Genomic DNA, 23,675 nt, shown 5'->3' with positions numbered 1-23,675 from the left:
CGCCTGATCGGCCCGTTCACGTGCTTGGTCGGCCCGTTCACGCGACGCGCAGGGCCGCGACCGGGCAGACGCGGACAGCGGCGTCGGCGAGCGGGGCCTCGGCGTCGCCGATCTCCTCGCGGTCGAGGACGAGCTCGCCGTCGTCGTCGAGATGCATCAGCTCCGGCGCGGCCTCCTCGCAGAGGCCGTGCCCCTCACAGCGGGGCCGGTCAAGAATGATCTTCATGCGCGGATCACCTCCAGGACGGGGAGCTCTTCGATGCTCCGGGTCACGTTGCTCGGCACCCGGACCTCGGGGCCGACGACGAGCCGCTCGACACGGCTCGCCAGGGCCTTGATGACCGCCTGTCCCTCCAGCCGGGCCAGGCCCTGGCCCGCGCAGCCGTGCGGGCCGTAGCCGAACGACAGGTGGTCGATCGGGTTCCGCCCGACCAGGAACGCGTCGGGGTCGTCGTAGTGGCGCTCGTCCCGGTTGCCGGCGCCGAACAAGATGGCGACCTTCGCGCCCGCCGGGATCACCACGCCGTCGACCTCCACGTCCCGGGTCGCGCGGCGTCCCCAGGCGTGCACCGGGGCCCAGTAGCGGAGCACCTCGTTGAACGTGGCGGGCGCCAGCGACGGGTCCTGCCGGACGAGCGCGAGCTGGTCGGGGTGCGCGGCGAGGAGGGCCACGACGTTGCCGATGGAGGCGATCGTGGTGTCGACGCCCGCGCCGAGATACTGGTGAATGATGTGACCGGCCGTGCCCGGCGGAATGTCGCCGCGGGCCTCGGCCTCGAAGATCCCGCGTCCCACCGAGCCGGGCGCCAGGTCGTCGGCCGTGACTCCGGAGCACCAGGCGTACAGCTCGCCCGCGATCGGGAAGCTCTCCGCCGTCCGCTGGTTCATCGGCCCGATGACCTGCATCGCCGCCTGGCCCCAGCGCAGCATGTTGGCGCGGACGTGGCCGGTGAACCCGATGAGGTCCGCGACGACCTCCAGCGGGAGCGCGCGGCCCAGCGCGTCGATGGCCTCGAACGACCCCTCGGCGACCAGCTTCCCGACGAGCGCGTCCGCCTTGGCGTCGATGGTGTCCTTGAGCCCGCGCAGCGCCCGCGGCGACAGGTTGGCGGTCAACGCCGCCCGGAGCCGGGTGTGCACCGGGGGATCGGAGGCGAGGGACGTGCCGGCCAGCGCCTCGTTGACTGCCGGGTTGAAGCCGATGGCGCCCTCGGAGGAGAAGGTCTCCCAGTCGCCCAGGGCGCGGCGGATCACGTCGTACCGGGTGAGCGCGTACACGTCGTTGGCCGGAAGCCGCACGACGCCGCCGAGCGCGCGCAGCGCGGTGTAGGCCGGGTACGGATCGACGAGCACCGCGTCGTCGAACAGGTCCAGGTCGGAAACGGGAGCAGCAGAGTCGGTCATCGCTTCACCTCGGGGTAGGCCATCGGTAACCCAGTGAAGCGACCGCACCCACATCAGGCAAACACATGTTTCCCATGACTCGGCATGAATCTCGTGCATGACCCTGCCCGGCGGTGGTACCTGCCGCTCCGGCCGGCGGCGCTCGTGGCGGTGACGGCCGTCGTGGTCGTCCTCGCCGCCATTGGCGTGCTGCCGCGCTGGTCAGGGCTCATCCACCTGGTCGCGCTGCCCCCGCTCGACCTGGTCGCCGACCTCCGGGTGCTGATGGCGGTCGCGCCCAGCTACCCCGTGTTCCTCGCCGGTCTCGCGGTCTCGCTCGCGGTGCGCATCACCGTACTCGCCGCTCTGCTGGGCGGCCTCGACCGTCGTCGGCTCCGGCATGCGGCCCGCTTCTACCTCCTCGTGCTGCCGCCCGCCCTGCTCGCCGCCGCCCAGCTGCTCGGCGCAGGGGCGATGCTGTACGCCGGGCTCTTCTGGACGGGAACGATCACCGCCCTCGTCGTCGTCGCGATCACCGCGGCCGCCGCGTGGCGGCCGGACCGGGGATTCCCCTATCTCCTCCGTCACGGACTCCGCCTCGGCACCGTCGGCGCGTACCTGCTCTCACTGGCCGCGCTCGGCACCCTGGCCGACCTGACCGGGCCGGTGGGAGCGGTGGCGCTCGTACCCGTCTCCGCCCTGCTGACCCTGACCGCCGCCCGGCTCCTCCGCGCGGTGCCCGCGATCACCGTCCTCCGCCCGGCCAGGAGGGCGGTCGCCGCCGTCGGCGCGGCCCTCACCGCGGCCCTGGTCACCGTCATGCTCACCGCCCCGACCGGCCCGCCCCGCGCGGCGGAACCGCGCAGCCCGCGCCCCGGCTCGCTCATGCTGATGTCCGGCGTGGACTCCTCGTCCGGGGACGGCGCCGTCCTGGAGATCGACCCGCACCGGCTCGGCTACACCTGCGGGCAGACGTACTACTTCTCGTACGCGGGACCCGGGCGCGGCCAGCCCCGCGGCGCGGCCCGGTGCCCCAGCACGACCGGTGCCCCGTACCGGAAGGACGACACCATGCGTCCCACCGCCGACCTGGCCGACGCACTCGAAGCGCAACTCGCCGGCCTGCCGGCGCCCGTCGTGCTGGTCACCCACTCGCAAGGAGTCTGGATCACCTGGACGGCCGCCCTCCGGCACCGGCTCCCGAACGTCGCCACGCTCGTCCTCATCGGCCCGTTCCCGGACAACCCGGTGCCCTACCCGCCCCGAGGCGAACAGGGAGTGAGCATCCTCGCCGCCGACGTCACCCGGCTCGTCTCGGACTTGGTACGCGCGAACGGCGTATCGTCGTTCACCCCCGACTCGCCCCTGGGCCGCGAGTGGCTCGCCCACCCCACCGCGATAGCGAACACGCTGGCCCGCCGCCCGCCCGGCGACCTCCGCGTGCTGAGCGTCCCCAGCGTCTTCGACACCCCGCTGATGCCCGCCGGACCCGCCCTGCCCTGGGCCGACGACCTCTGCCCGATCCCGGTGACCCACCCGAACCTGCCCTACTCGGCGGAGTTCCAGCGATCACTCACCCGCTTCCTCGACCACCGCCCGCTACCCTCGTGCCCACCCTGGCACCACGCGGTGGGCCACACCTTCCGCCCCTTCTCCGTCCCCGCCTGAGCCTCTGGTCAGGAGATGACGAGCACGTCGGGCCCGTCGACGGATCGGCGCAGCCGGCCGAGAGCGCGGAAGAAGCGACGTCCGTGCGGACGGCGGGTGGGCAGCCAGCCGTCCGACCTTGTGATGCCCGCCTCCAGGAGGTCCTGCCGGACACGCTCCGCGAGCATCGCGGCGACGGCCGGGCCATGGCTCGTCCGGGTGATCTGGAACTCGGTGAACCCGCACGTGCCGGGCGCCGGCTGCTGGAACCGGACCTCCACGGCGCCGAGCATCTCGCCGGCGGTCACCTCACCGGGCGGTCGCCTGGCGTAGGCCCAACGGAAGAACTCTCAGAACTGCGCGTCGTCCAGCGGACCCGCCTCGCGCACCCGCACCCGGCCGTCCTCTTCCATCACGGCGACGTACAGCACGCGGTTGTCGGAGCACGGCGTCTCCCTCAGATGGTGGCGCGAGCAGAGAGGATCCCAGTGGCAGGCGAACCACATCAGCGACGCGGCAAGCTCGGGATGGCTGCCGGCCCACTGGTCGTCGAAGAAGAACCACTGCTCATGGGTCTCGTCGCGTTCCTCGATCAGCAGTTGGACCAGGTGCTCGTCCGCGCGGAGGACGGTGCCCTCGCGGCCCGGGGCGGTCCGGATCAGCTCGACCGCCGCCTCGTGGGGGTCGAGGCCGGCAAGGTGTCCGTGCGGCGGCTCGAGATAGCTGGGCCAGCGGTTGCAGCGCTCCAGGGCCGCCACGAGGTCGTCCTCGCCCGGTGCCACCATCGACCGTAACACCGTCAGCTCCGGCGGCCACGCGTCGGTGGCCTCGTCGGTGGCCTCGTCGGTGGCGCGGAGTGTGGCGGCGAACTCGGGGAGCCTGATGCCGCGGAAGGCGTAGGTGTCGTCCCGTCCGATGCTGTGGTGAGTCGCCTTGCAGGTGAGCAGGACCGCGTAGACGGTTCCCGTCCCGGAGTGCCCGGTCAGGTCGATAGTCCTCACCGGTGGTGTGAACCCGTCGACGTGGGTGTTCACCGTCCCGGGCAGCGGCCCGTCGTGCACGGCATAGGACCAGAGATGTGGGGCGGCCGCCACGGCGGAGTCGTCGACGAGGTAGTACGCCACCTCGTAGCGGGTGGAATCGGCGAGCACCCGAACGCTGTGGGCGTCGACGTTGCACTGCTCCAGGTTCATCAGCCGGGCCAGGGTGCGCAGTTCCGCCATGTCCCGTGGCGGTGCGCCGCCTTGGAAGAGGGACGCGAGTTCCCAGATCCCCGTGCCCAGCTCGCGCTCGAACCACTCGTACGGGTCCCCGGCGGTGGCGTACTCCCAGATGTCGTGGACCCACTCCAGCACCGTCGGCTGGGGCATCCGCCACCCGCGCTTGCCGAGAACACCCTGGTCCCACGAGCGGTAGATCAGGTACACGACGGCCGGTCCTCAAGATCGCTGGGAGGGGAATCGTAGCGATTCGCGGCAGTGACCGGCGGGAGCGGGGGATTCCGCTTTCCACGCTTCTCGCCCGCGGCGAACCGGTGCCCAAGGTGCACGGTGTCCTGGACCCGGCCCCGGCGGCTCGGCGAGGATGAGCCCATGGCGGAGAAACGATCAACACCGAAAGCGGGTTCCCGCCTGGACTGGACGGCCGTGAGCGCCATGGCGACCGCGGCCGCCGCCGTGATCGCGCTGATCGCCTACCTGATGCCGCAAAGTCCGCAGCCCGCGCCCCCCGCGCAGCCCACCCCCACGGCCACCCAGCCCCCACCGGAACCGGAAACCACCTCGCCCCCACCGCCGATCTCCAGCCCGCCGCCCGAGTCCGACACCCCGGAGTCCAGCACCTCCGAGCCGCCGGCGCAGACTTCCGCCCCGGTGGCCGAGACTTCCGCCGAGACGCTGCCAGCGATCCCGCCCGCCGGCTGCGACGAGACGGAGACGGCGCTGGCCACCTACCGCCGGGACGCCGGGACCACCCGCGCCGGCCAGGCAGCCGCGGCCCACCAGGCATACCAGGACCTGATGGGCGCCGGCCTCCGCGCGGAAGGAGCGGTGGGAGCGACGATCAGCCGGTTGGCACGCGAATTCCAGGAGCTGAACTTCCGGCTGACCGGCATGACGGGCGGGGACCCCAACCAGGTGATCGCAGACATCAACGCCGACTCCGCCGACCTCCGACGCCTGTGCGGCTCCACCTGACCTGCTCTGCCGTCCGTACGCGGAAATGCCCCCGACATCCCTGCCGGGGGCATTCGTCGTTCTCCGGCTATGGCTGAAGGCGTTGGATGCCGTAGTGGTCGAGCAGCAGACCCACGCCGTGTTCGAGACGGATCATCCGCTCTTTCACGCCGGTCAGTTGTGTTTCCATGCCGGTCATCCGCTCGTCCATGCCGGCCATCCGCTCGTCCATGCCGGTCATCCGCTCGTCCATGCCGGACAGTCGAGTGTCCATGCCGGACAGTCGAGTGTCCATGCCAGTAAGTCGTGCGTCCATGGCTGCGAGCCGATTCGTGTGTTCCGCCTGAGCCGCCTTGATCTCGGCGAGGTCCCGGCCGGTCTGGAACGCCCAAGATTCCAAGGCGCTGACACGCTCCTCCGTGCTCTTGGTGCTCAAGTTGATCTCCCTTACCGTGGGGGGAGGGACCTGGCTGATGACCGCAGTCAGGTCCCGCCTGTCGTCAAGGTTAGTCGGTGCCGGGCCGGCGACAGAGAGACGGCGAGACGCGGATCGTCACGCCTCTGGTCTTGTCGAGCGGCCGCCGCCGACACTTGTGGTGACGAACACTTTACCTTGAGTGACGCCGAGGTTTATTCACAACGGCGCGCCCGCCGTCCCCGGCGCCCTGACGCCAGGTGGGGCGCGGGAGAAACGTTGATCTCGGGGCGGATCAGTCGAAGGATGTACGCCGATCTCCGTACCGCGCAGGAAGCGGCCCGGCACGTCCCACGGCTAGCGTTGGCAGGTCAACGCTTCTCGTACGGAAAAGAGATCTGGATGCCTCACGGCTACAAGACGATCATCACCGGTCTGGCGGTTTTCGTGGGCGGCACGGCGTTGTGGCTGTTCGGGCTGGACGTGGAGATCGTCGTATTCACGCCATCGAAGATCGGCGTGGTGCTCATGGTGCTCGGCGCGATCGAGGCGCTGTACGGGGTGTACCGGGTCATGACCGACGACGGGGCCGGGCAACGCCCGGGGAAGGCCCGTCAGGGGTGAGCCTGCCCCGGGCGGCGGGGTTCAGGGGGCGAGGAGGCGGCGGAGCCAGCGCTTGCGCGCTTCCCCGGCGTCCTGGGAGATCGAGGCGTGCGGGACGATGCCCTCGAAGCCGTGGAACCCGCCCGGCCAGACGTGCAGCTCGGCCTGGCCGCCGGCCTGCCAGATGCGGGTGGCGTAGGTGACGTCCTCGTCGCGGAAGGTCTCGGCCGAGCCGACGTCGATGAACGCCGGGGGCAGCCCCGACAGGTCGGTGGCGCGGGCCGGGGCGGCGTAGGGGGAGACGTCGGGGCCGCCGCGCCGATCCCCGAGCAGGGCGCTCCAGCCGACGTGGTTGGCCTGGTGGTCCCAGATGCCGAGTCCGGCCATCTGCAGGGACGAGGGGGTGTCGTTGCGGTCGTCCAGCATCGGGCACATCAGCATCTGCCCCACCAGCGCCGGGCCGTTCCTGTCGCGGGCCATCAGCGCCACGGCAGCCGCGAGCCCGCCGCCCGCGCTGCCGCCCGTCACCAGGATGCGGGCCGGGTCGATGCCCAGCTCGGCGGCGTGCTCGGCGGTCCACACCAGGCCCGCGTAGCAGTCTTCCACCGGGGCCGGGTGCGGGTGCTCGGGCGCGAGCCGGTACTCGACCGAGACGAGCACCAGGTTCAGTTCCTCGGCCAGGTCCAGCAGGGAGTCCAGGCCGACGAGCCGGTTGCCGCCGATCATGCCGCCGCCGTGGATGTTGTAGATGGCCGCCAGCGGAGTGGTGGCGTCGGCGGGACGGCAGATGAGCAGGGTGACGTCGGGGGCGCCGGCCGGGCCGGGCACCTCGCGTTCCTCCACGGAGAACGCCCCGTCGCGGCTCAGCTGCTCGGCGGTGGGGACCGGCATCAGGGCCGAGTTGGCGCGGAGCGCGGGGACCTCGTCCAGGGAGGTGAGCGGGGGCATGTGCTGCTGGATCAGGGAGAGGGCAGCGCCGAGTTCGGGGTCGAACGGCACCGGCGCTGCCGGGCGGGTAGGAGACTCGTCGATGCTCATGGGAGCCTTTCGCTCGGACGTCGCGGCTGACTGCCGCCCAGGACCATGGTGACCAGGGCCTGCCCAGCGGATCGACCGCCATGCGGCGGGCTTTACCCGCCAGTTGGCGGGTTGCGGTGACCCGGGAGATCCCGCCAGGTGGCGGGCGTCTGGTCCTCGCTTGAGCTACCCGCCATCTGGCGGTCCCTCTGAGCTGGGGTGGCGTCACCCGCCAACCGGCGGGCTGTCCTGTTCAGGGTGGCGTGCCAGGCGCCTCAGGACGAACGCCAGCTGCAGACGGAGGCGGCCCTGCGGGGTGCGTACGTCCCAGCCCAGCAGGTGCTCGGCGTGGGCCACCCGCTCCTGCAGGGTGGAGTGGTGCACGGTCAGCTCGGCGGCGGCCGCGCGCAGGCTCGGGGCGTGGGCGATGGCGTACAGGGTGACCAGCATCGAGGGCGCCGCCGAACCGGCGCGCTCCAGCGCGAGCACGTCCGGGACGGCGGCGCTGTCAGGACCGGCCGCGGCGGCGAGCACCAGCAGACCGCCCAGCTCGTCCGCGAACACCTCCCGGGGCCCCGGATCCTGCGGCGACCCCTCGGCCGCCAGCCGCAACGCCACCCTGGCCAGCCGCCACGACTCGGGCAACTCCAGCACGGGCACGGCGGGCCCGACCCCGCGACGCCTCCCCACGGCCCCGCCGGACCCGGCTCCCCGGCGCTTTTCCTCGGCCCCGCCGGACCCGGCCCCATGCCGTTCCCCCGGCGTGGTGGAGGGGTCAACCTCCCCTCCGGTCCCGCCCCTCCGCCGACCTGCGGCCCCGCCGGAGCCGGCCCCGTGTCGTTTCCCCGGCGTGGTGGAGGGGTCAACCTCCCCTCCGGTCCCGCCCCTCCGCCGACCTGCGGCCCCGCCGGACCCGGCCCCGTGTCGTTTCCCCGGCGTGGTGGAGGGGTCAACCTCCCCAACAGCCCCACCCCGCCGTCGACCTGCGGCCTCGGCGGCCCCATCGCCTTGGGTCCGGCCCCTGGTTTCCGGGGTGGGTCCAGCGCCTCGGGTCCGGGCGGAGCTTGCCGGTTCGGGCCCGGCGTCTCGGGTCCGGCCGGTGGTTCCGGGGGTGGGCCCGGTGTCTGAGGTCGGCCCGGTGGTTTTCGGGGTGGGGCCAGTGCCTCGGGTTGGGGTGGCGCTCACCGGATCGGGTTCGGCGTGTCGGGTCCGGCCCATCGTTTCGGGGGTGGGCTCGACACCTCGGATTCGGCCCGCGGCTTCCGGGGTGGGCTCGGCATCTCGGGTGTGCTTGGAGCGTTCCGGGGCGGGGTCGATGTGCCGCGTCCGGTCGGTGGTTGTCGGGGTGGCGCCTCGGATCTGGACGGTGGTGCGCGGGGTGCGTCCGGTGTCCCGGGTCCGGCCTGGGGTCACCGCGGGGTCGGGCTCGATGCGGGCGTGGCCGCCTTCCTCCGCGACGGCGCGGACCCGTACCTCGCCCGCCAGGTCCAGTCGCCGGGCGGCGATCAGCCGGGCCTGCGGCGGGGCGGCGGCGTCGAGCAGGAGCTCGATCAGGGCGGGATCCTCTCGCGGCGGCCGGGCGGGGCCGCGGCCCCAGGTGCGGTCGAGCACGTCACGCGCCGCGGCGGCGGCCCGTTCGAGCACGATCGCGTCGACGGGCCCCGGCCGCCCGTCTCGCTCCAGCCACAGCGCCGCGGCTCCGCTGCCGGTCAGGTGCATGGGCCAGCCCGGGTCGGGCGCGGACGGGGCGTCTCCTCGTACGCCGTCGGCCCGCACGCGGATCCGCAGCCGGCGGTCGGGGTCGGACAGGAGGACGGGACATCCGGCCAGCATGGCCGCCCCGCGCACGATCGCCTCCAGGCCGGCGTGGGCCTGCACGAGACGGTCGAAGTAGGCGATGACCCGGACCGCGGCCCCGGCCTCGGTATCGAGTGCCGACACCCGGCCCACCAGCTCCCTCATCCCCTCAGCCTAAGGGTGCGCTAGGGTGCGGTCGATGATCGCCAAGCCGCCCGGGTGGCCATTCGTGATCGTTTGGTCCGCGATCGCCCTCGTGATCATGTACTGGGCGAGCGTGCCTCACTGGTATGGGGCCGAGATGTTTCTGACGGTCGTCCTGGTGGGCTTTCCGCTGATGGGCTATTGGGCGCTGCGGTACGCCCTGGCTGCCGACAGGGGCGGTGTCGCCGGCCGGGTCGGACGCTGCCTGGCGCCTTGGTTCATCACGGCGACCACCGTGGTGGCGCTGGTCAACGATGTTCCGTTCACCCTGCGGTTCGCGGTGTCGGCGCAGGCTCTGGGCGCCTATGCCGGGAAGATCGTGGAACGAGGCCAGATCGACTACAGCTCCTGCGAGTGGGCGGGCCTGTATCGGGTGTGCGGTGGAGATGTCGAGCGCGGAAACCTGGACGGCGTGCTGATCCCCGGCAGCGCCGGCTTCTCGACGACGGAATGGGCCGTCTACAGCAACACCGGCTTCACCTGGCATCCCGGAGCCGTCCCACAGGATTTCGGCGACGACGTATACCGCCACGTCGTGAGCCACTGGTACGGCCACCGCGGCTGGGACGGGTGGTGAGTCAGCGCAGGGCGGCGGCCTCCGAGGCGAGCTTCTCGACTCGGGCCCAGTCGCCCGAGGCCAGGGCGTCGGCCGGGGTGAGCCAGCTACCGCCGACGCAGCCGACGTTGGGCAGCGCCAGGTAGGCGGGGGCGGTGGCGAGGGCGATGCCGCCCGTCGGGCAGAACCGGACGTCCGGGAGCGGCCCCTGCAACGACTTCAGGTACGCGACGCCGCCCGCGGCCTCGGCCGGGAAGAACTTCAGCTCCTTGACCCCCCGCTCGGCCAGCGCCATGGCCTCGGAGGCGGTGGCGGCGCCGGGCAGGTAGGGCAGGCCGCTGGCGTCCATCGCCTCGACCAGGGAGAGCGTCGTGCCGGGGGAGACGAGGAAGCCCGCACCGGCCTCCAGGGCGGCCGCGATGTCCTCGGAGCGGCGGATCGTGCCGGCGCCCACCTTGGCCTCGGGGACCTCGGCGGCGATCCGGGCGATGGCCTCCAGGGCGGGAGCCGTGCGCAGCGTCACCTCGATCACGGGCAGGCCGCCGGCCACCAGCGCGCGGGCCATCGGCACCGCGGTCTCCATGTCGTCGATCACCACGACGGGGATCACGGGGGCGAGGTCGAGCAGGCTCATCGGGAACTCCTCAGGTACGGGAACGCTCGGGACGCGGCGAGGCGCCCGGCGCATGGTGGTCGATCGGGGCGTGCCGCGCCGGGTGACAGGCGCGCTCGCCACGACGGGCGGCACGACAGACGCCACGAGGGGCGGCACGACAGACGGCACGACGGGCGGCACGACGGGCGGCACGCGCGGTCATCGGGCCGCCGCGTGCTGGGCGAGCCAGGCGGCGGCGCCGGTCAGGGCGGGCTGGGGCGCGACGATGAGCGCGGTGCCGATCCCGGCGAGATAGTCAGACATGTCGGGATTGGTGGCGAACCGGGCGCGGAAGTTGCTGGCGCACACGCGTTCCACGATACGGGGAAGGATGCCTCCGCCCAGGTAGACACCGCCTCGCGCGCCGAGAGTCAGGGCGACGTTGCCGGCGAAGCTCCCCAGCATCCCGCAGAAGACCTCCACCGTCTCCGCGCACAGCGGGTCGTCCAGCCGGGCCACGATCTCCGAGGCGCTCAGCGACGGCGCCGCGACCCCGTTGACCCGGGCCAGCGCCCGATACAGGCGCCTCAGGCCGGGCCCGGACAGCACGTGCTCGGCCACCACCTGGCCCAGGCCCTCCTCGCGGAGCGCGCGGACGACCTCCAGCTCCCTGTCGTCGGCCGCCGGCACCGTGACGTGCCCGCCCTCGCCGGGGAGCGGCACCCAGCCGTGATCCGTCGGCACCAGCCCGCCGACGCCGAGCCCGGTGCCGGGGCCGAGCACCGCCTTCACCCCGTACGAGAGCCCGGGATCGCCCAGCGGCACCAATTCGTCCCCGCCCAGGTGGGGCAGCGAAACGGCCAGCGCCTCGAAGTCGTTGAGCAGTTTCGTGTACGGGACGTCCAGGTCACGCGCGGACCCGGACCAGGGCGAGTTCGTCAGCCGGTAGCGGTCCCCGTCGATCGGCCCGGCCACGGCCAGGCACGCCGCGCCCGGCCGCGCCCCGCCCGCGTGCCGCGCCAGATAGGCGGCCACCGCGTCGGGAAGCGTCGGGTACTCCGCCCCGGACAGCACCGCCACATGCGACGGCGCGGCCCCGGGGGCGGTGACGAGACCGAACCGGGCGTTGGTGCCGCCGATGTCGGCCACCAGCCACGGCAGCTCGAACACGCTCATCGCCGCCTTCCGGTGAAGATTCCCTCCGAGGGCCTGTGGGCGGGCGCGCCCTCGGAGGGAGACCAGGGAGGAGTCACCGGGGGACTCCGGCGGGGGCGGGCAGCGGACGGCCCGTCTCCAGGTGGGAGGCGCCCGACTCGGCGGGGAACGCCAGGCCGGGGCCGTGCTGCGGCGACTCGGCGCCGCTAACGCCGAAGATGCCGGCGCCCTGCTCGGCGTGCCCCGCCATCCGGCGGAAGGCGGCGAACAGCTCGCGTCCGGTGCCGACCCACTCGGCGTCGCTGAGCGGCCGGCCCGCCGGGGTGCGCCGGTCCAGTTCCTCGGCAGGCACCAGCAGTTCCAGGGTGCTCGCGGCCGAGTCCAGACGGATCACGTCACCGTCGCGGACCAGCGCGATCGGGCCGCCGTCCGCCGCCTCGGGCGACAGGTGGATGGCGGCGGGGACCTTGCCGGAAGCGCCCGACATGCGGCCGTCGGTGACGATCGCCACCCGCTGCCCCCGGTCCAGCAACACCGCCAGCGGCGGCGTCAGCTTGTGCAGCTCCGGCATGCCGTTGGCGCTCGGCCCCTGGTAGCGGATGACCGCGACGAAATCCTGCCCGTCCAGCTCGCCGGCCTCGAAGGCGCGCAGCAGGTCGAGCTGGTCGTCGAACACCTTCGCCGGCGCCTCGATCACCAGGTGCTCGGGCTTGACCGCCGACACCTTGCTGACGGCCGTGCCCAGGTTGCCGGAGAGCACGTGGATGCCGCCGTCGGCGGCGAACGGGTCCGCCACCGGGCGCAGCACGTCCAGGTCGGCGCTGCCGACGGTGATCGGCTCCCACACCAGCTCGCCGTCACGCAGCTCCGGCGCCGACCGGTAGCGGTCCAGCCCGGGGCCGGCCACGGTCATCACGTCGGCGTGCAGCAGGCCCGCGTCCAGCAGCTCGCCGATCAGCACCTGCATGCCGCCGGCGTCGCGGAAGTGGTTCACGTCCGCCTGGCCGTTCGGGTAGATCCTGGTCAGCGACGGCACCACCTTGGACAGGTGCGACAGATCATCCCAGGTCAGTACGATCCCTGCGGCGGCCGCCATGGCCACCAGGTGCAGCGTGTGGTTGGTGGAGCCACCGGTGGCCAGCAGGGCCACGCAGGCGTTCACGATCGCCTTCTCGTCGACCAGCTCGCCGATCGGCGTGTACGCGGCGCCGTGCGCGGTGATCTCGACCGCGCGGCGCCCGGCCGCGGCGGTGAGCGCGTGCCGCAGCTCGGTGTGCGGGTTGACGAACGTCGAGCCCGGCAGGTGCAGGCCCATGACCTCCATCAGCGCCTGGTTGGAGTTGGCGGTGCCGTAGAAGGTGCAGGTGCCGGGGGAGTGGTAGGACTTCGCCTCGGCGTCCAGCAGCTCGTCCCTGCCGACCTTGCCCTCGGCGAAGAGCTGGCGGGTCCGGGCCTTGACCTTGTTCGGCAGCCCCGACGTCATCGGCCCGGCCGGGACGAAGATCGCGGGCAGGTGGCCGAAGTGCAGCGCGCCGATCAGCAGGCCCGGCACGATCTTGTCGCAGACGCCCAGCAGCAGGCTCGCGTCGAACATGTCGTGCGACAGCGCGATCGCCGTCGCCATCGCGATCACGTCACGGCTGTAGAGGGACAGCTCCATGCCGGCCCGGCCCTGCGTGATGCCGTCGCACATGGCGGGCACGCCGCCCGCCACCTGCGCCACGCCGCCCGCCGCGCGCACCGCCGCCTTCAGCTCCGGCGGGTACGTCTCGTACGGCTGATGGGCGGAGAGCATGTCGTTGTAGCTGGTGACGATGGCCACGCCCGGCTTCGCCGTGCCGCGCAGGGCGGGCTTGTCGGAGTCCGGCGCGGCGGCGAAGCCGTGCGCCAGGTTCGCGCAGCCCAGGTGCGCGCGGGCCGGGCCCTTGGCGCGGGCGGCAGCGGCGTCGCGGCGGATCCTGGCCAGGTAGGCGGCCCGGCTGGCGGCGCTCCGCTCGGCGATGCGGTCGGTGATCCGCTGGATGACGGGGTGCATGGAAGTCACGCCTCCTCCTCGTGCCAGGCGCGGCCACTGCGGCCGAGGAGCTCGTGCGCGCCTGCGGGGCCGGTCGTGCCGGCGGGGTACGGTTCGGGCAGAGCGGGTGAGGAGCGCCAGGCGTCCAGGATCGGGTCGATCCACCGCCAGGCGGCCTCCACCTCGTCACGCCGCATGAAAAGCGTCGGGTTGCCGGCCAGCACGTCGCTCAGCAGCCGTTCGTACGCCTCGGGGACACGGGCGGGGAACGTCTTGCCGAAGTTCAGGCTGAGCGGGACCGGCTTGAGCGAGACTTCGCCGGCCCCCGGCTCCTTGGCCATGATGTGCAGCTCGATGCCTTCCTCGGGCTGCAGCCGCAGCACCAGGCGGTTCGGCGAGCCGCCGGGGAAGATGGAGTGCGGCACGTCCTTGAACTGCACCACGATCTCCGAGCGCCGGTTCGGCAGCCGCTTGCCGGTGCGCAGGTAGAACGGCACCCCGGCCCAGCGCCAGTTGCGGATCTCGGCGCGGATCGCGGTGAACGTCTCCACCCGCTCCGACGACTCGGTCGGCGGCGTCGAGCCCGGCTCGTCCAGATAGCCGGCCATGCCGTCGGCCGCGGTGTACTGGCCGCGCACGGTGAAGCGGTCGACCTCGCCGCCGGTGATGGGGCGCAGCGCCTGCAGCACCTTCACCTTCTCGTCGCGGATCGCCTCGCGGTCGTTGCGCGCGGGCGGCTCCATCGCGGTCAGCGTCAGCAGCTGCAGCAGGTGGTTCTGCACCATGTCGCGGAGCGCGCCCGCGTGGTCGTAGTAATCGCGCCGGCCGGGCGTGCCGACGGTCTCGGCGGCGGTGATCTGCACGTGGTCGATCCAGAGCGAGTTCCAGATCGGCTCCAGGAAAGCGTTGGCGAAGCGGAGCACGAGCAGGTTCTGCACCGTCTCCTTGCCCAGGTAGTGGTCGATGCGGAAGATCTGCCGCTCGTCGAAGATGGCGCCGACCTCGTCGTTGATCCGCTGCGCGCTGGGCAGGTCGTGGCCGAGCGGCTTCTCCAGCACCACCCGCGAGCGCGGCGTCACCAGGCCCGCCCGCTGCACCTCGCGGCAGAACGGGCCGAACGTGCGGGGCGGGCTCGCGAGGTAGAACACGCGGTCGCGGTCCTCGGTCAGCAGCGTACGGAGCGCGTCCCAGCCGGTGCGGTCGTCGCCGCCCACGTCCACCGTCAGATGGCGCAGGCGGCCCAGGAAGCGCTGCCATATCGCGTGGTCGTCGACCGGCACCTGGTCGCGTACCTGGGCGTCCACCTTGCCGCGGAAGTCCGCGTCCGTCAGCCCGCCCCTGGACAGGGCGATGATGCGCGTCTCCGGCGAGAGCCGGCCGTCCCGGTCGCTGTGGTACAGCGCGGGCAGCAGCTTGCGCATGGACAGGTCGCCGGTGCCGCCGAAGACCACCAGGTCGGCGGTGTGGGCGGCCGGGGAGGACGAGAGCGGGGACACGAACGGAACTCCGATGATCTACCAATGTAAGGACAGAACGGACACTAGTCAGAGTTACGGTCGTACACAAGCAGAGTTTTGCTATTTGAGATGAAAAAGTCGTGACTTTTCATGACACAACTGGGTGTGATTCACTTAGCCGATGTCTCGACGTACCGCGGCGACCCTCGCCACCAGTGGCGACGTGCTGCAGCTGATCCGCACCGGCGAGGCCGTGACACGCGCTGACATCGGCCGGGTCACCGGCCTGTCCCGCCCCGCGGTCCAGCTGCGAGTCGACGAGCTGCTCGACCGCGGCCTGGTCGTGGAGCGCGCGGACGCGCCGTCCACCGGCGGCCGCCCGCCGGTGCGGCTGGAGTTCAACGCGGCCGGCGGCGTCGTGCTGGTGGCGGCGCTGGGCGCGAGCCGCACCCGGGTGGCCATCTGCGACCTGGCCGCGCGCGAGCTTGCCGGGCAGGACTTCGCGATCGACGTCGAGCAGGGCCCCGACGTCGTGCTGCCCCTGGTCATGGACACCTGGGAGGAGCTGCTCGGCGACCGGCCGCGCTCGGCGGTCCGGGGCGTCGGGATGGGCATGCCGGCCACGGTCGAGTTCGCCGAGGGCCGCACCGAGAGCGCCCGGGTGATGGCCTCATGGACGGGCGTGGTGATCCCGCCGCTGGTCCGGGCCCGCTTCCCGGTGCCCGTGCTGGTCGACAACGACGTGAACGTGCTGGCCATCGGCGAGCATCGGGGCGCCTACCCCGAGCTGGACGACCTCATGTTCATCAAGGTCTCCACCCGCATCGGCGCCGGGATCATCGCCGGCGGCGGCATCCTGCGCGGCGCGCTCGGCGCGGCCGGCGAGATCGGGCACATCCCGGTACGCGACGGCGGGGGAGTGCTGTGCCGGTGCGGCAACGTCGACTGCGTCGACTCCGTCGCCAGCGGCACCGCGCTCCTGCGCGACCTGCGCGCGGCCGGCAAGGACGTCAAGAACATCGCCGACGTGACGCGCCTGGTGCGGGCCGGCGACGCCGAGGTGATGGCGACCGTGCGCGAGGCGGGCCGCAGGATCGGCGAGGTGGTGGCCGGGGCGGTCAACATCCTCAACCCGTCGGTCGTGGTGCTCGGCGGCGACATGGCCGAGGCCTTCGGGCCGCTGGTGTCGAGCATCCGCGAGGTCGTCTACCGGCGCTCCACCGCGCTGGCCACCCGGCGGCTGCGGATCGAGCCGAGCCGGCTGGGGCCGGGCGCCGGCATCAGCGGCTGCGCGGTCATGGTGCTCGACCACGTGCTCTCACCGGAGGCGGTCGACGAGTCCTTCGCCGCCCGCCCCGCCCGCTGACGCGGGCTCGCCCGGAGGGCTACTCGTGCCCGGAAACGGTGCCGGGCCGGGCGGTCCGCCGCGCCGCCGGGGTCCGGCTGGTGGTCGCGGCGGACCGGTCGCCCAGCCCGGCGCGCGGCCTGGCGCCCGTGGGCCCCGTGGGGGTGAGGGCGCCCGCCCGGCCGGCCTCGCTCGTACCGGAGCCCCGCTTCGGACTCTTGGCGGACGACGGCGGCACGGACGACGGCATAGACGACGGCACGGAGGACGGCACTGAAGAGGGAACCGAGGTCGGCGCGTCCGACGGGACGGACGACGGCGGCGCGCTCGACGAGGACGGCGAGCTCCCGGTGGGCCGGCTCGGCGTGTTCGTGGCGCGCGACGCCACCTCCGGCTGGTCCGCCGCCCGGAGGCGGGCCGGCGCCGACTCGATCGAGCCGTGGCGCTGGGCCGGGCCCTGCACACCGGGCTGGGGCATGCTCGCGGGGGAGAGCGACGCGCCGGGCAGCCCGGCGGCGGCGAGGACGCCCGCGAGAACGAGCATGAGGGTGCCGGTCAGCGCGCCGGCGATCTGCAGGATCCGCCCGCGGCGTTCGGTAACTCTCACAGGGGCAGATGATAGTCAGCCCTGAGGGTGCTCGAACGGCGAAGCGGAGAATCGTGATCAAGCAGGTGTGGCCGGATGGTGGCCGCAGGTGCACAGGAGTCCCTTCAGCGCCTCCTCCAGATCGGTGCCGTTGCTCGTCGGCTCGGGCCACAGAAAGCGGACGAGCGAGCCGTCCGCCCGCACCGTGACGCCTCGGCTGTCCAGCTCCCACAGCCACACCTCGCCGGCCTCCCGGCCCAGATGGCGGGACACGCCCTTGGTGAGCTGCGCCCGGTGTGCGGCGTTGACGTGCGCCAGCACCCGCTCGGCCGATTCGGCGAGCGGGTCGGGCAGGGCGTCCAGATACTCCTCGGCGTCCAGCACCCCGGATTCCTGACCGGTCAGGTACACGACCTGGGCCACGTCCACCCGCAGCAGCCGGGGCGCGTCGGCCCGGCCGTAGCGCTCCAGGGCCTCGAAGAGCGCCTCGTTCGGCTCCTTGGCCGCCACCGTGATCGCCGCCGCCCGCGCCTCGCCCGCCGGCACCGGCTGCGCCCAGCCCTGCACCTCCATCAGCCCGCGCGGGTGCTCGTCGTCGCCGAGCCTGCGCATGGCCGCCAGGTTCACCGCCACGACGGCGTCCTCGTGCAGGCGGTGCAGCGCGTGCAGCGGTTCGCCGGGCAGTACCAGCAGCACCGGCCTGCCGTGCTCGTCGACGCCGCCCCGGGCGCGGGACGGCACGCCGTCGACGGTCAGCCTCGCCACCGTGGCGGCCGCGGCGAGAGTACGGATCCGCTGCGGGATCGGCAGCATGGGCGCCTCCCTTGTCTATAGGTTAGCCTTACCTAAGTAAGTCTTACCTAAGCACAATGAGGTGAACGTGCGCTACACCGGTCCCAAGGTGCGCCTGTCGCGCCGCGCGGGAGTGCCGCTGACCAGGAAAGCCGTCCGCTACTTCGAGCAGCGCCCGTACCCGCCGGGCGAGCACGGCCGCAAGACCAACCGCCGCACCGCCGGCGACTACGGCCTGCGCCTGATGGAGAAGCAGAAGCTGCGCTGGTACTACGACGTGTCGGAACGGCAGCTGCGCCGCTACTGGGACCTGGCCGTCCGCCGGCCGGGCGCCTCCGGCGCGGAGCTGATCTCCATCCTGGAGTCGCGGCTGGCCTCGCTGGTGATGCGCTCCGGGCTGGCCTCGTCGATCTACGCGGCCCGCCAGTACGTGGCGCACGGGCACATCGCGGTCGACGGCCGCAAGGTGGACATCCCCAGCTATCTGGTCAAGCCCGGCCAGGTGGTCTCGGTGCGGGAGCGGTCGCGCCGGATGCAGCCGTTCGTGGCCGCCGCCGAGGGGATCCACGCGGACGAACGCGTCGCCCCGTACCTGAGCGTCGACCTGCCCGGGCTCACCTTCACCCTGCTGGCCGCCCCGCTGCGGGAGCAGGTGCCGGTGCCGGTGGACGAGCTGCTCGTGGTCGAGTTCTACTCCCGCTGACCCCGTCCCCGCCCCCGCGGCCCGTCAGGCGCTGGAGCGCTTCTTGGGCCGCGGGGCGGGGGCCGTGCGGCGCAGCGCGGCCACTTCCTTGCGCAGCTCGGCCAGCTCGTCCAGGATGCGCTGCGTCGAGGCCGCCGACATGCCCTCCAGCTCGGCCCGCTCCTCGGCCGCCTCCTCGTCCATGGCGCTCACCACCACCGCCATGAACAGGTTGAGCACCACGAACGTGCACAGCAGGATGAAGATCGTGAAGAAGATCCAGGCCGACGGGTGGACGGTCATCACCTCACGCGCGATGTTGCCCCAGTCGTCGCCCGTCATGGTCTGGAACAGCGTGAACAGGGAGGTCGGCAGGCTGCCGAACCGCTCCGGCGCCGTCTGCCCGTACAGCTTGGTGGCCAGCACCGCGGCCACGTAGAGCACCAGCGACAGCAGCACCACGATCGAGCTCATCCCCGGCAGCGCGCGCAGCAGGGCCGAGACCACCTTGCGCAGGCTCGGCACCACCGACAGCAGCCGCAGCGCGCGCAGGATGCGCAGCGAGCGCAGCACCGACAGGCCGCCGGCGGTGGCGGGCGCCAGGGCGATGGCGACGATCACGGTGTCGAAGACGTTCCACGGGTCACGCGGGAACCGCGACCGCTCCACGTACACCTTGGCCGTCAGCTCCACCACGAAGATCGCCAGCGCGAGGTGGTCCAGCAGGGTCAGCAGGTCGCCGTAGCGGGTGGCGACGCTGGGCACGGTCTCCAGCCCGAGGGCGGCGGCGTTGACGAGGATGACGCCGACGATGAACCGCTGGAAGTTCCGGTGTGCCAGGACGGCGCTGGTGCGTTCGCGCACAGGGGAGGGCTCCTCCGCGAAAGGGGTGGATTGCCCTGCTATTTTGCCGTAAAACGATCACTGGCTGGGTGTCAACCGGAACACCCGTAACTCCCGTCCTGACCTGGCCGTGTAGCGCTCGTAGAACGGCGAGCCGGCCACCAGCGCGGGCCAGACCTCGGCTCGCTCGTCGCCGGTCAGCAGCCGCGCCCGCACCGGGAACTCGCGCCCGTGATGCTGCACGGCCGCGTCCGGCCGCGCCAGCAGGTTGGCGGTCCAGCCGGGATGGCGCTCGGCGCCGAAGTTGCTCCCCACGACCAGGAGCGACCCGCCGGGCTCGGTGACGCACGCCAGCCGGGTGCGCCGCGGCGTGCCGGTGCGGGCCCCGGTGGTGAGCAGGACGAGCGAGCGCTCGCCGCTGGGCGGCCTGCCCCGGGACACCCGGTCGAGCACCCGCTCGACCTTGGACAACACGCGCGGGCCGGTGCGCATGAACCACTCGGTGCCCGCCAGCCACTGGAACCCGGCCTTGATCATTCAAGCAGCATATAAGCCGCTGGCAATCACCTTGCTGTGGTATAAAACCCACCTGATTCACCGACACCCGAGGGGTCACCCCACCCATGTCCTATCCCGAGTACGGCCCCGGCTACTACGGCCCGCCCCCGCAGACGCACCCCAACGGCACGACCATCCTCGTGCTGGGCATCCTCAGCCTGGTCATCTGCCAGATCCTCGGGCCCTTCGCCTGGAACATGGGCACCAAGGCGCTGCGTGAGATCGACGCCAGCGGCTATGTGTACGAGAACCGCGGCATGGTGCAGGCCGGCCGCATCTGCGGCATCATCAGCACCTGCATCATGGGCGCGATCATCGCCATCTACGGCGTCATCATCCTGTTCGCCGTCATCATGGCGGCCAGCAGCGCCTAAGACCGCACGCAGTATGCCCCGATGCCCGACTCCAGCAGGTCGAAAGCCGCCCCGGCCTGCTCGCGGAGGTCGGGCGCTATCGTCTCCCACGGCTCACCGGCGATCGTGCGCCGCACGGCGTAGGCCGACAGCAGCCGGGTCGTGGTGAGGATCTGGGCGGCCACCAGCCTCGGCGCCAGGTCGTCGGCGTCGGCGTCGAGCTCGTCGGCCAGCGCCTCGGCCAGCGCGTCCTCGCGCCGCTGATGGATGTCGCGCATCCGGGCGACCAGTGACGGGCTCTCGCCCACCATCTTCGCGAACAGGTCGGCCCCGTCCTGCAGGCCGTAGCGCCAGTCGCGGGCCTCGACCGCCGACAGGAAGTCGCGGCGGAACGCCCGCACCGCGCTCTCTCCGGCCTCGCGCCCGCGCAGCACCTCCACCGGCATGGACTCGACGAACTCCTGCCGGTCGGCGAACAGGTCCTCCTTCGTGCGGAAGTAGTTGAACACCGTGTTCACCGACACGTCGGCGGCCCGTGCCACCTCGGCCACGGTCACGTTGTCGAACCCGCGCGCCATGAACAGTCCCATCGCCATGTCGGCGATGCGCTGCCGGGTCTCGCGCTTCTTCCGCTCCCGCAGCCCCTCTTCCATGCCTTCATCGTATCAATATTGCAGTCACTCCAAAATTATGGCTACTCTAATTTTGGAGGCGATCAAATGATCAACACATCAGGTCTCAGCAAGACGTTCAAAGGCGGCGTCCAGGCCGTCAGGAACGTGACCATGTCCGTGGGGCCCGGCGAGATCGTCGGCTTCCTCGGCCCGAACGGCGCGGGCAAGACGACGACCATGCGCATGCTGACCACGCTGCTGCCGATCACCGCCGGCACCGCGACCGTGGCCGGCCGCGACCTGGCGGCCGGCCCGAAAGAGGTGCGGCGCCGCATCGGCTACGTGTCCCAGTCCGGCTGGACGGACCCGTCCGTCCCGATCGGCGACCAGCTGGAACTGCAGGGCATGCTGTACGGGCTCTCCCGCGCGGAGGCCCGGGCCCGCACCGCCGAGGTGCTGGCCATGCTGGAGCTCGACGGGCTGGAAGGCAGGCCGGGCGGCGCCCTGTCGGGCGGGCAGCGGCGCCGCGCCGACATCGCGTTCGCCCTGGTGCACCGGCCGGAGCTGATCTTCCTGGACGAGCCCACGACCGGGCTCGACCCGCAGACCCGGGCCCGCCTGTGGGACCACATCCGGGCGCTGCGCGACGAGCACGGGGTGACGGTCTTCCTCAGCACCCACTACCTGGACGAGGCCGACGCGCTCTGCGACCGGCTGCTGATCATCGACCACGGTGAGATCGCCGCCGCCGGGACCCCGGCCGAGCTCAAGGCCGGGCGCACCCTGGACCAGGCGTTCCTCGACATCACCGGCAGGTCGCTGCGCGAGGAGGCGGGCGTCTGATGGCACGCGACACCTGGGTGCTGTTCCGGTACGGCCTGCGGATCACCCTGCGGCAGAAGGTCGGGATCGTCTTCGGCGTGATCCAGCCGCTCTTCTTCCTCGTGCTGTTCGGGCCCATCTTCGCCACCTTCGGCACCTGGGAGGTGCTGGTCCCCGGCCTGATCATCCAGCTCAGCCTGCTGAGCACCGGCATGGCCGGGTTCGGGGTGGTCTTCGAGAGGCAGACCGGCGTGCTGGAGCGGATGCGGGTCACCCCGGCCGGTCGCCTGGCGCTGCTGCTCGGCCGGGTGCTCACCAACGTGGTCACGCTGGTCGTCCAGGTCGTGCTGCTGGTGGCGGTCGGGTACGCGTTCGGCCTGCGATCCCCGGCGGCGGGGGTGCTGGCCGGGCTGGCGCTGATCGTCGTGCTCGGCACCAGCCTGGCCGCGATCTCGTACGCGATCGCGCTCACCCTGGACCAGCAGTTGTTCGCGCCCGTGATGAGCACCGCGGTGATCCCGCTGGCGCTGCTGTCGGGGGCGTTCCTGCCGATGTCGATGGCCCCCGGCTGGCTGGACGCGCTCTCGCGGCTCAGCCCGTTCAGGTATGTGGTGGAGGCGCTGCGCGAGCTGTTCGCCGGCCGCTACCTGACGGGCACGGTGCTGGCCGGGGTGGTGGTGACGGCGCTCATCGCCGCCGCCGGCCTGGCGGTCGGCACCCGCGTGTTCAACCGCCAGGCGGCGTAGGACGCCTCAGGCCGCGCTCCTGGCGCGCCGCCGCAGCGCGGCCAGGATCCCGGCCGGGTCGACGATGCCGTAGCCGTAGTCGTAGTCGAACCCCACCGTGCTGCGGTCCTCGGCGGTGCGGCGCAGCAGGGCCCGCAGCTGCGCCGGGGACAGCCGCGAGGCCGGCCACCGGGTGCGCACCGCCGCCACCAGCCCGGCCGCGACCGGCGCCGCCGCCGACGTGCCGGAGTCCGGCTCGTCGCCGTACGCGCCCGACCCGGCGAAGTGCGTGTACGCGCACACGTCCGGCTTGCGCTCGGTCAGCCGCCCGGGCCCCTGCGAGGAGTAGCCGACCCGCTCGCCGCGCACGTCGACGCCGCCGATCGACAGCGCCCGCGGGTGGGAGTTGGCGCCGGTGATCGGCCGCTCGGTGAAGGCGCACCGGCCGTCGGGGCAGTCGCGCCCGCAGTTGCCCGCCGCGAACAGGATGTCGGCGCCCGCCTGGTCGAGGCTCGCCACCATCAGGTTGAACGGGTGGGCGCCGTTGTCGGAGTAGTTGCCCGGATGTCCCACGGGGAAGTCCCACTCGGGGGAGAACGACCCCCACGAGTTGTTCACCACCAGCGCCCGCGACGCCTCCGGCTGGGCGGCGAGCACGTCGCGCAGGTGGGCGAACGCGGCCACCGCGTCGGACAGCAGCCCGTCCATCACCGAGCCGCCCGGCCGGGTGGAGCGCAGCAGCGGCAGGTCGAGCAGGGTCGCCGCCGGAGCGCCGATGAGCGCGTCGAACGCACACATCGTGCCGTGGTCGACCGGGAACTCGCCCGGCCTGCCCGGCACGGTCGCCGGCAGCCAGCTCCGCGCGGCGTCCAGCGGCACGTCGCGCCCCAGCTTGCTCGTCAGGTGGTCGACGTTGACGCCGGTGTCGACCACGGCCACCGCCACTCCGGAGCCGTCGAGGCCCTCGGCGGTCAGCCGCGGCACGTCCAGCAGCCGCGCCACGTCCCGCCAGCTCCCGACCGGGGCGTCGCCGCCGCACGTCGGCGAGGTCTCGATCACGGGGTCGGAGAACACGCCCACCACGTCAGGGCGCAGCCCCGGCAGCATGGCGACCCTGGTGGCCACCTCGTCGTCCGAGATCGTGCCGCGCACCAGCACCGAGGCGTCCTCGGCGGCCAGCGAGAACCGCAGCGGCTGGTTGAGCGAGAGCGGGTCGCCGCCCGTCGCGGGGACCGGGCGCGGCAGCGCCACGGGCGTGAAGCCGGTGTCGAGCTCGACGCCGGGCAGGCCGTCGGCGACGTCGGCCGTGGTCACGGCGCGGCCGGGGTCGGCCACGGC

26 protein-coding genes are annotated in these 23,675 nt (G+C 72.6%); 9 read left to right on the top strand and 17 right to left on the bottom strand.

Annotation, left to right across the window (positions count from 1 at the left end):
- Positions 1 to 37: 37 nt before the first annotated feature.
- A complete protein-coding gene (locus ACGFI7_RS14980) occupies positions 38 to 226 on the bottom strand; it encodes a ferredoxin (RefSeq protein ID WP_393404151.1) in 189 nt (62 codons plus the stop codon).
- Entirely contained in the window at positions 223 to 1,404 is a 1,182-nt protein-coding gene (locus tag ACGFI7_RS14975; RefSeq protein ID WP_393404148.1) for a cytochrome P450, read from the bottom strand. Before ACGFI7_RS14975 ends, ACGFI7_RS14980 begins: the two co-directional genes overlap by 4 nt.
- Positions 1,405 to 1,488: 84 nt before the next feature.
- On the opposite strand from ACGFI7_RS14975, the gene ACGFI7_RS14970 reads away from it, so the two are divergent.
- Positions 1,489 to 3,051, top strand: a complete 1,563-nt coding sequence (locus tag ACGFI7_RS14970) for a hypothetical protein (RefSeq protein WP_393404145.1) — start codon at positions 1,489 to 1,491, stop codon at positions 3,049 to 3,051.
- Between the two features lie 8 nt (positions 3,052 to 3,059).
- On the opposite strand, the gene ACGFI7_RS14965 is transcribed toward ACGFI7_RS14970, so the two are convergent.
- Complete coding sequence (locus ACGFI7_RS14965) at positions 3,060 to 3,338, bottom strand: hypothetical protein (protein WP_393404142.1); 279 nt, start codon at positions 3,336 to 3,338, stop codon at positions 3,060 to 3,062.
- A gap of 42 nt (positions 3,339 to 3,380) precedes the next feature.
- Positions 3,381 to 4,457, bottom strand: coding sequence for a hypothetical protein (locus ACGFI7_RS14960; RefSeq protein WP_393404139.1), 1,077 nt, complete (start codon positions 4,455 to 4,457; stop codon positions 3,381 to 3,383).
- A gap of 219 nt (positions 4,458 to 4,676) precedes the next feature.
- Here ACGFI7_RS14960 and ACGFI7_RS14955 point away from each other — a divergent pair, with 219 nt between their 5' ends.
- Positions 4,677 to 5,225: a hypothetical protein gene (locus ACGFI7_RS14955; protein WP_393404137.1), complete on the top strand. Its 549-nt coding sequence runs from the start codon at positions 4,677 to 4,679 to the stop codon at positions 5,223 to 5,225.
- Positions 5,226 to 5,292: 67 nt separating this feature from the next.
- Here the strand turns inward: ACGFI7_RS14955 and ACGFI7_RS14950 are convergent, their stop codons facing one another.
- Entirely contained in the window at positions 5,293 to 5,640 is a 348-nt protein-coding gene (locus tag ACGFI7_RS14950; RefSeq protein WP_393404134.1) for a hypothetical protein, read from the bottom strand.
- Between the two features lie 381 nt (positions 5,641 to 6,021).
- Here ACGFI7_RS14950 and ACGFI7_RS14945 point away from each other — a divergent pair, with 381 nt between their 5' ends.
- Positions 6,022 to 6,243, top strand: a complete 222-nt coding sequence (locus ACGFI7_RS14945) for a DUF5708 family protein (protein ID WP_393404132.1) — start codon at positions 6,022 to 6,024, stop codon at positions 6,241 to 6,243.
- Between the two features lie 21 nt (positions 6,244 to 6,264).
- Here ACGFI7_RS14945 and ACGFI7_RS14940 read toward each other — a convergent pair whose 3' ends face one another.
- The gene (locus ACGFI7_RS14940; protein WP_393404129.1) at positions 6,265 to 7,260 is read right to left on the bottom strand and encodes an alpha/beta hydrolase; all 996 of its coding nucleotides are present in this window, start codon (positions 7,258 to 7,260) and stop codon (positions 6,265 to 6,267) included.
- A gap of 204 nt (positions 7,261 to 7,464) precedes the next feature.
- Complete coding sequence (locus tag ACGFI7_RS14935; RefSeq protein WP_393404127.1) at positions 7,465 to 9,201, bottom strand: helix-turn-helix domain-containing protein; 1,737 nt, start codon at positions 9,199 to 9,201, stop codon at positions 7,465 to 7,467.
- Between the two features lie 34 nt (positions 9,202 to 9,235).
- Between ACGFI7_RS14935 and ACGFI7_RS14930 the strand changes: the two genes are divergently transcribed.
- The gene (locus ACGFI7_RS14930; protein WP_393404124.1) at positions 9,236 to 9,817 is read left to right on the top strand and encodes a hypothetical protein; all 582 of its coding nucleotides are present in this window, start codon (positions 9,236 to 9,238) and stop codon (positions 9,815 to 9,817) included.
- A gap of 1 nt (position 9,818) precedes the next feature.
- Here ACGFI7_RS14930 and eda read toward each other — a convergent pair whose 3' ends face one another.
- From eda to zwf, 4 genes are all read right to left on the bottom strand, one after another.
- Positions 9,819 to 10,430 carry a bifunctional 4-hydroxy-2-oxoglutarate aldolase/2-dehydro-3-deoxy-phosphogluconate aldolase gene (eda, locus tag ACGFI7_RS14925; RefSeq protein WP_393404122.1) on the bottom strand — a complete coding sequence of 204 codons (612 nt, stop codon included), beginning with the start codon at positions 10,428 to 10,430 and terminating at the stop codon, positions 9,819 to 9,821.
- A gap of 180 nt (positions 10,431 to 10,610) precedes the next feature.
- On the bottom strand, positions 10,611 to 11,567 hold the full coding sequence (gene glk / locus ACGFI7_RS14920) for a glucokinase (RefSeq protein WP_393404120.1): 957 nt from the start codon (positions 11,565 to 11,567) through the stop codon (positions 10,611 to 10,613).
- A gap of 73 nt (positions 11,568 to 11,640) precedes the next feature.
- Entirely contained in the window at positions 11,641 to 13,581 is a 1,941-nt protein-coding gene (gene edd / locus ACGFI7_RS14915; RefSeq protein ID WP_393405661.1) for a phosphogluconate dehydratase, read from the bottom strand.
- A gap of 5 nt (positions 13,582 to 13,586) precedes the next feature.
- Positions 13,587 to 15,056, bottom strand: a complete 1,470-nt coding sequence (gene zwf, locus ACGFI7_RS14910) for a glucose-6-phosphate dehydrogenase (RefSeq protein ID WP_393404118.1) — start codon at positions 15,054 to 15,056, stop codon at positions 13,587 to 13,589.
- A 142-nt stretch (positions 15,057 to 15,198) separates the two neighbouring features.
- Between zwf and ACGFI7_RS14905 the strand changes: the two genes are divergently transcribed.
- Positions 15,199 to 16,383: an ROK family protein gene (locus tag ACGFI7_RS14905; RefSeq protein WP_393404115.1), complete on the top strand. Its 1,185-nt coding sequence runs from the start codon at positions 15,199 to 15,201 to the stop codon at positions 16,381 to 16,383.
- 19 nt (positions 16,384 to 16,402) lie between these two features.
- On the opposite strand, the gene ACGFI7_RS14900 is transcribed toward ACGFI7_RS14905, so the two are convergent.
- Together ACGFI7_RS14900 and ACGFI7_RS14895 are read right to left on the bottom strand one after the other, a co-directional pair.
- Entirely contained in the window at positions 16,403 to 16,969 is a 567-nt protein-coding gene (locus ACGFI7_RS14900) for a hypothetical protein (protein ID WP_393404112.1), read from the bottom strand.
- Between the two features lie 57 nt (positions 16,970 to 17,026).
- Positions 17,027 to 17,761 (bottom strand): DUF2470 domain-containing protein, encoded by a 735-nt coding sequence (locus ACGFI7_RS14895; RefSeq protein ID WP_393404109.1) that lies wholly within the window; start codon positions 17,759 to 17,761, stop codon positions 17,027 to 17,029.
- 67 nt (positions 17,762 to 17,828) lie between these two features.
- Between ACGFI7_RS14895 and rpsD the strand changes: the two genes are divergently transcribed.
- Positions 17,829 to 18,443: a 30S ribosomal protein S4 gene (rpsD, locus tag ACGFI7_RS14890; RefSeq protein WP_393405659.1), complete on the top strand. Its 615-nt coding sequence runs from the start codon at positions 17,829 to 17,831 to the stop codon at positions 18,441 to 18,443.
- 24 nt (positions 18,444 to 18,467) lie between these two features.
- Here rpsD and ACGFI7_RS14885 read toward each other — a convergent pair whose 3' ends face one another.
- Together ACGFI7_RS14885 and ACGFI7_RS14880 are read right to left on the bottom strand one after the other, a co-directional pair.
- A complete protein-coding gene (locus ACGFI7_RS14885; protein WP_393404106.1) occupies positions 18,468 to 19,286 on the bottom strand; it encodes an ion transporter in 819 nt (272 codons plus the stop codon).
- Positions 19,287 to 19,343: 57 nt separating this feature from the next.
- Positions 19,344 to 19,802, bottom strand: a complete 459-nt coding sequence (locus ACGFI7_RS14880; protein WP_393404104.1) for a nitroreductase/quinone reductase family protein — start codon at positions 19,800 to 19,802, stop codon at positions 19,344 to 19,346.
- An 86-nt stretch (positions 19,803 to 19,888) separates the two neighbouring features.
- Here ACGFI7_RS14880 and ACGFI7_RS14875 point away from each other — a divergent pair, with 86 nt between their 5' ends.
- Positions 19,889 to 20,197, top strand: a complete 309-nt coding sequence (locus ACGFI7_RS14875; protein ID WP_393404101.1) for a DUF4190 domain-containing protein — start codon at positions 19,889 to 19,891, stop codon at positions 20,195 to 20,197.
- On the opposite strand, the gene ACGFI7_RS14870 is transcribed toward ACGFI7_RS14875, so the two are convergent.
- Positions 20,194 to 20,829 carry a TetR/AcrR family transcriptional regulator gene (locus ACGFI7_RS14870; RefSeq protein ID WP_393404099.1) on the bottom strand — a complete coding sequence of 212 codons (636 nt, stop codon included), beginning with the start codon at positions 20,827 to 20,829 and terminating at the stop codon, positions 20,194 to 20,196. The two genes, ACGFI7_RS14875 and ACGFI7_RS14870, sit on opposite strands and share 4 nt — an antisense overlap.
- A 66-nt stretch (positions 20,830 to 20,895) precedes the next feature.
- Between ACGFI7_RS14870 and ACGFI7_RS14865 the strand changes: the two genes are divergently transcribed.
- The gene (locus ACGFI7_RS14865) at positions 20,896 to 21,633 is read left to right on the top strand and encodes an ABC transporter ATP-binding protein (protein ID WP_393404097.1); all 738 of its coding nucleotides are present in this window, start codon (positions 20,896 to 20,898) and stop codon (positions 21,631 to 21,633) included.
- Positions 21,633 to 22,358 carry an ABC transporter permease gene (locus ACGFI7_RS14860; RefSeq protein ID WP_393404095.1) on the top strand — a complete coding sequence of 242 codons (726 nt, stop codon included), beginning with the start codon at positions 21,633 to 21,635 and terminating at the stop codon, positions 22,356 to 22,358. The genes ACGFI7_RS14865 and ACGFI7_RS14860 overlap by 1 nt, the downstream gene beginning before the upstream one ends.
- Positions 22,359 to 22,364: 6 nt before the next feature.
- On the opposite strand, the gene ACGFI7_RS14855 is transcribed toward ACGFI7_RS14860, so the two are convergent.
- Positions 22,365 to 23,672, bottom strand: a complete 1,308-nt coding sequence (locus tag ACGFI7_RS14855) for a S8 family serine peptidase (RefSeq protein ID WP_393404093.1) — start codon at positions 23,670 to 23,672, stop codon at positions 22,365 to 22,367.
- Positions 23,673 to 23,675 lie beyond the last annotated feature (3 nt).

The organism is Nonomuraea sp. NPDC048826 (assembly GCF_043198225.1).
In the GTDB taxonomy this organism is placed as follows: domain Bacteria; phylum Actinomycetota; class Actinomycetes; order Streptosporangiales; family Streptosporangiaceae; genus Nonomuraea.
The sequence above is the reverse complement of the archived record's forward strand: the minus strand, read 5'-3'. Positions and strand labels throughout refer to the sequence as shown.

What these genes read in the sequence shown, in the direction of transcription:
- ACGFI7_RS14945 (WP_393404132.1), top strand. Translation starts at nt 6,022, where the DNA reads ATGCCTCACGGCTACAAGACGATCATCACCGGTCTGGCGGTTTTCGTG.
- ACGFI7_RS14975 (WP_393404148.1), bottom strand. Translation starts at nt 1,404, where the DNA reads ATGACCGACTCTGCTGCTCCCGTTTCCGACCTGGACCTGTTCGACGAC.
- eda (WP_393404122.1), bottom strand. Translation starts at nt 10,430, where the DNA reads ATGAGCCTGCTCGACCTCGCCCCCGTGATCCCCGTCGTGGTGATCGAC.
- ACGFI7_RS14935 (WP_393404127.1), bottom strand. Translation starts at nt 9,201, where the DNA reads ATGAGGGAGCTGGTGGGCCGGGTGTCGGCACTCGATACCGAGGCCGGG.
- ACGFI7_RS14940 (WP_393404129.1), bottom strand. Translation starts at nt 7,260, where the DNA reads ATGAGCATCGACGAGTCTCCTACCCGCCCGGCAGCGCCGGTGCCGTTC.
- ACGFI7_RS14905 (WP_393404115.1), top strand. Translation starts at nt 15,199, where the DNA reads ATGTCTCGACGTACCGCGGCGACCCTCGCCACCAGTGGCGACGTGCTG.
- edd (WP_393405661.1), bottom strand. Translation starts at nt 13,581, where the DNA reads ATGCACCCCGTCATCCAGCGGATCACCGACCGCATCGCCGAGCGGAGC.
- ACGFI7_RS14980 (WP_393404151.1), bottom strand. Translation starts at nt 226, where the DNA reads ATGAAGATCATTCTTGACCGGCCCCGCTGTGAGGGGCACGGCCTCTGC.
- ACGFI7_RS14880 (WP_393404104.1), bottom strand. Translation starts at nt 19,802, where the DNA reads ATGATCAAGGCCGGGTTCCAGTGGCTGGCGGGCACCGAGTGGTTCATG.
- ACGFI7_RS14875 (WP_393404101.1), top strand. Translation starts at nt 19,889, where the DNA reads ATGTCCTATCCCGAGTACGGCCCCGGCTACTACGGCCCGCCCCCGCAG.
- glk (WP_393404120.1), bottom strand. Translation starts at nt 11,567, where the DNA reads ATGAGCGTGTTCGAGCTGCCGTGGCTGGTGGCCGACATCGGCGGCACC.
- ACGFI7_RS14930 (WP_393404124.1), top strand. Translation starts at nt 9,236, where the DNA reads ATGATCGCCAAGCCGCCCGGGTGGCCATTCGTGATCGTTTGGTCCGCG.
- ACGFI7_RS14860 (WP_393404095.1), top strand. Translation starts at nt 21,633, where the DNA reads ATGGCACGCGACACCTGGGTGCTGTTCCGGTACGGCCTGCGGATCACC.
- ACGFI7_RS14865 (WP_393404097.1), top strand. Translation starts at nt 20,896, where the DNA reads ATGATCAACACATCAGGTCTCAGCAAGACGTTCAAAGGCGGCGTCCAG.
- ACGFI7_RS14895 (WP_393404109.1), bottom strand. Translation starts at nt 17,761, where the DNA reads ATGCTGCCGATCCCGCAGCGGATCCGTACTCTCGCCGCGGCCGCCACG.
- ACGFI7_RS14970 (WP_393404145.1), top strand. Translation starts at nt 1,489, where the DNA reads ATGAATCTCGTGCATGACCCTGCCCGGCGGTGGTACCTGCCGCTCCGG.
- ACGFI7_RS14870 (WP_393404099.1), bottom strand. Translation starts at nt 20,829, where the DNA reads ATGGAAGAGGGGCTGCGGGAGCGGAAGAAGCGCGAGACCCGGCAGCGC.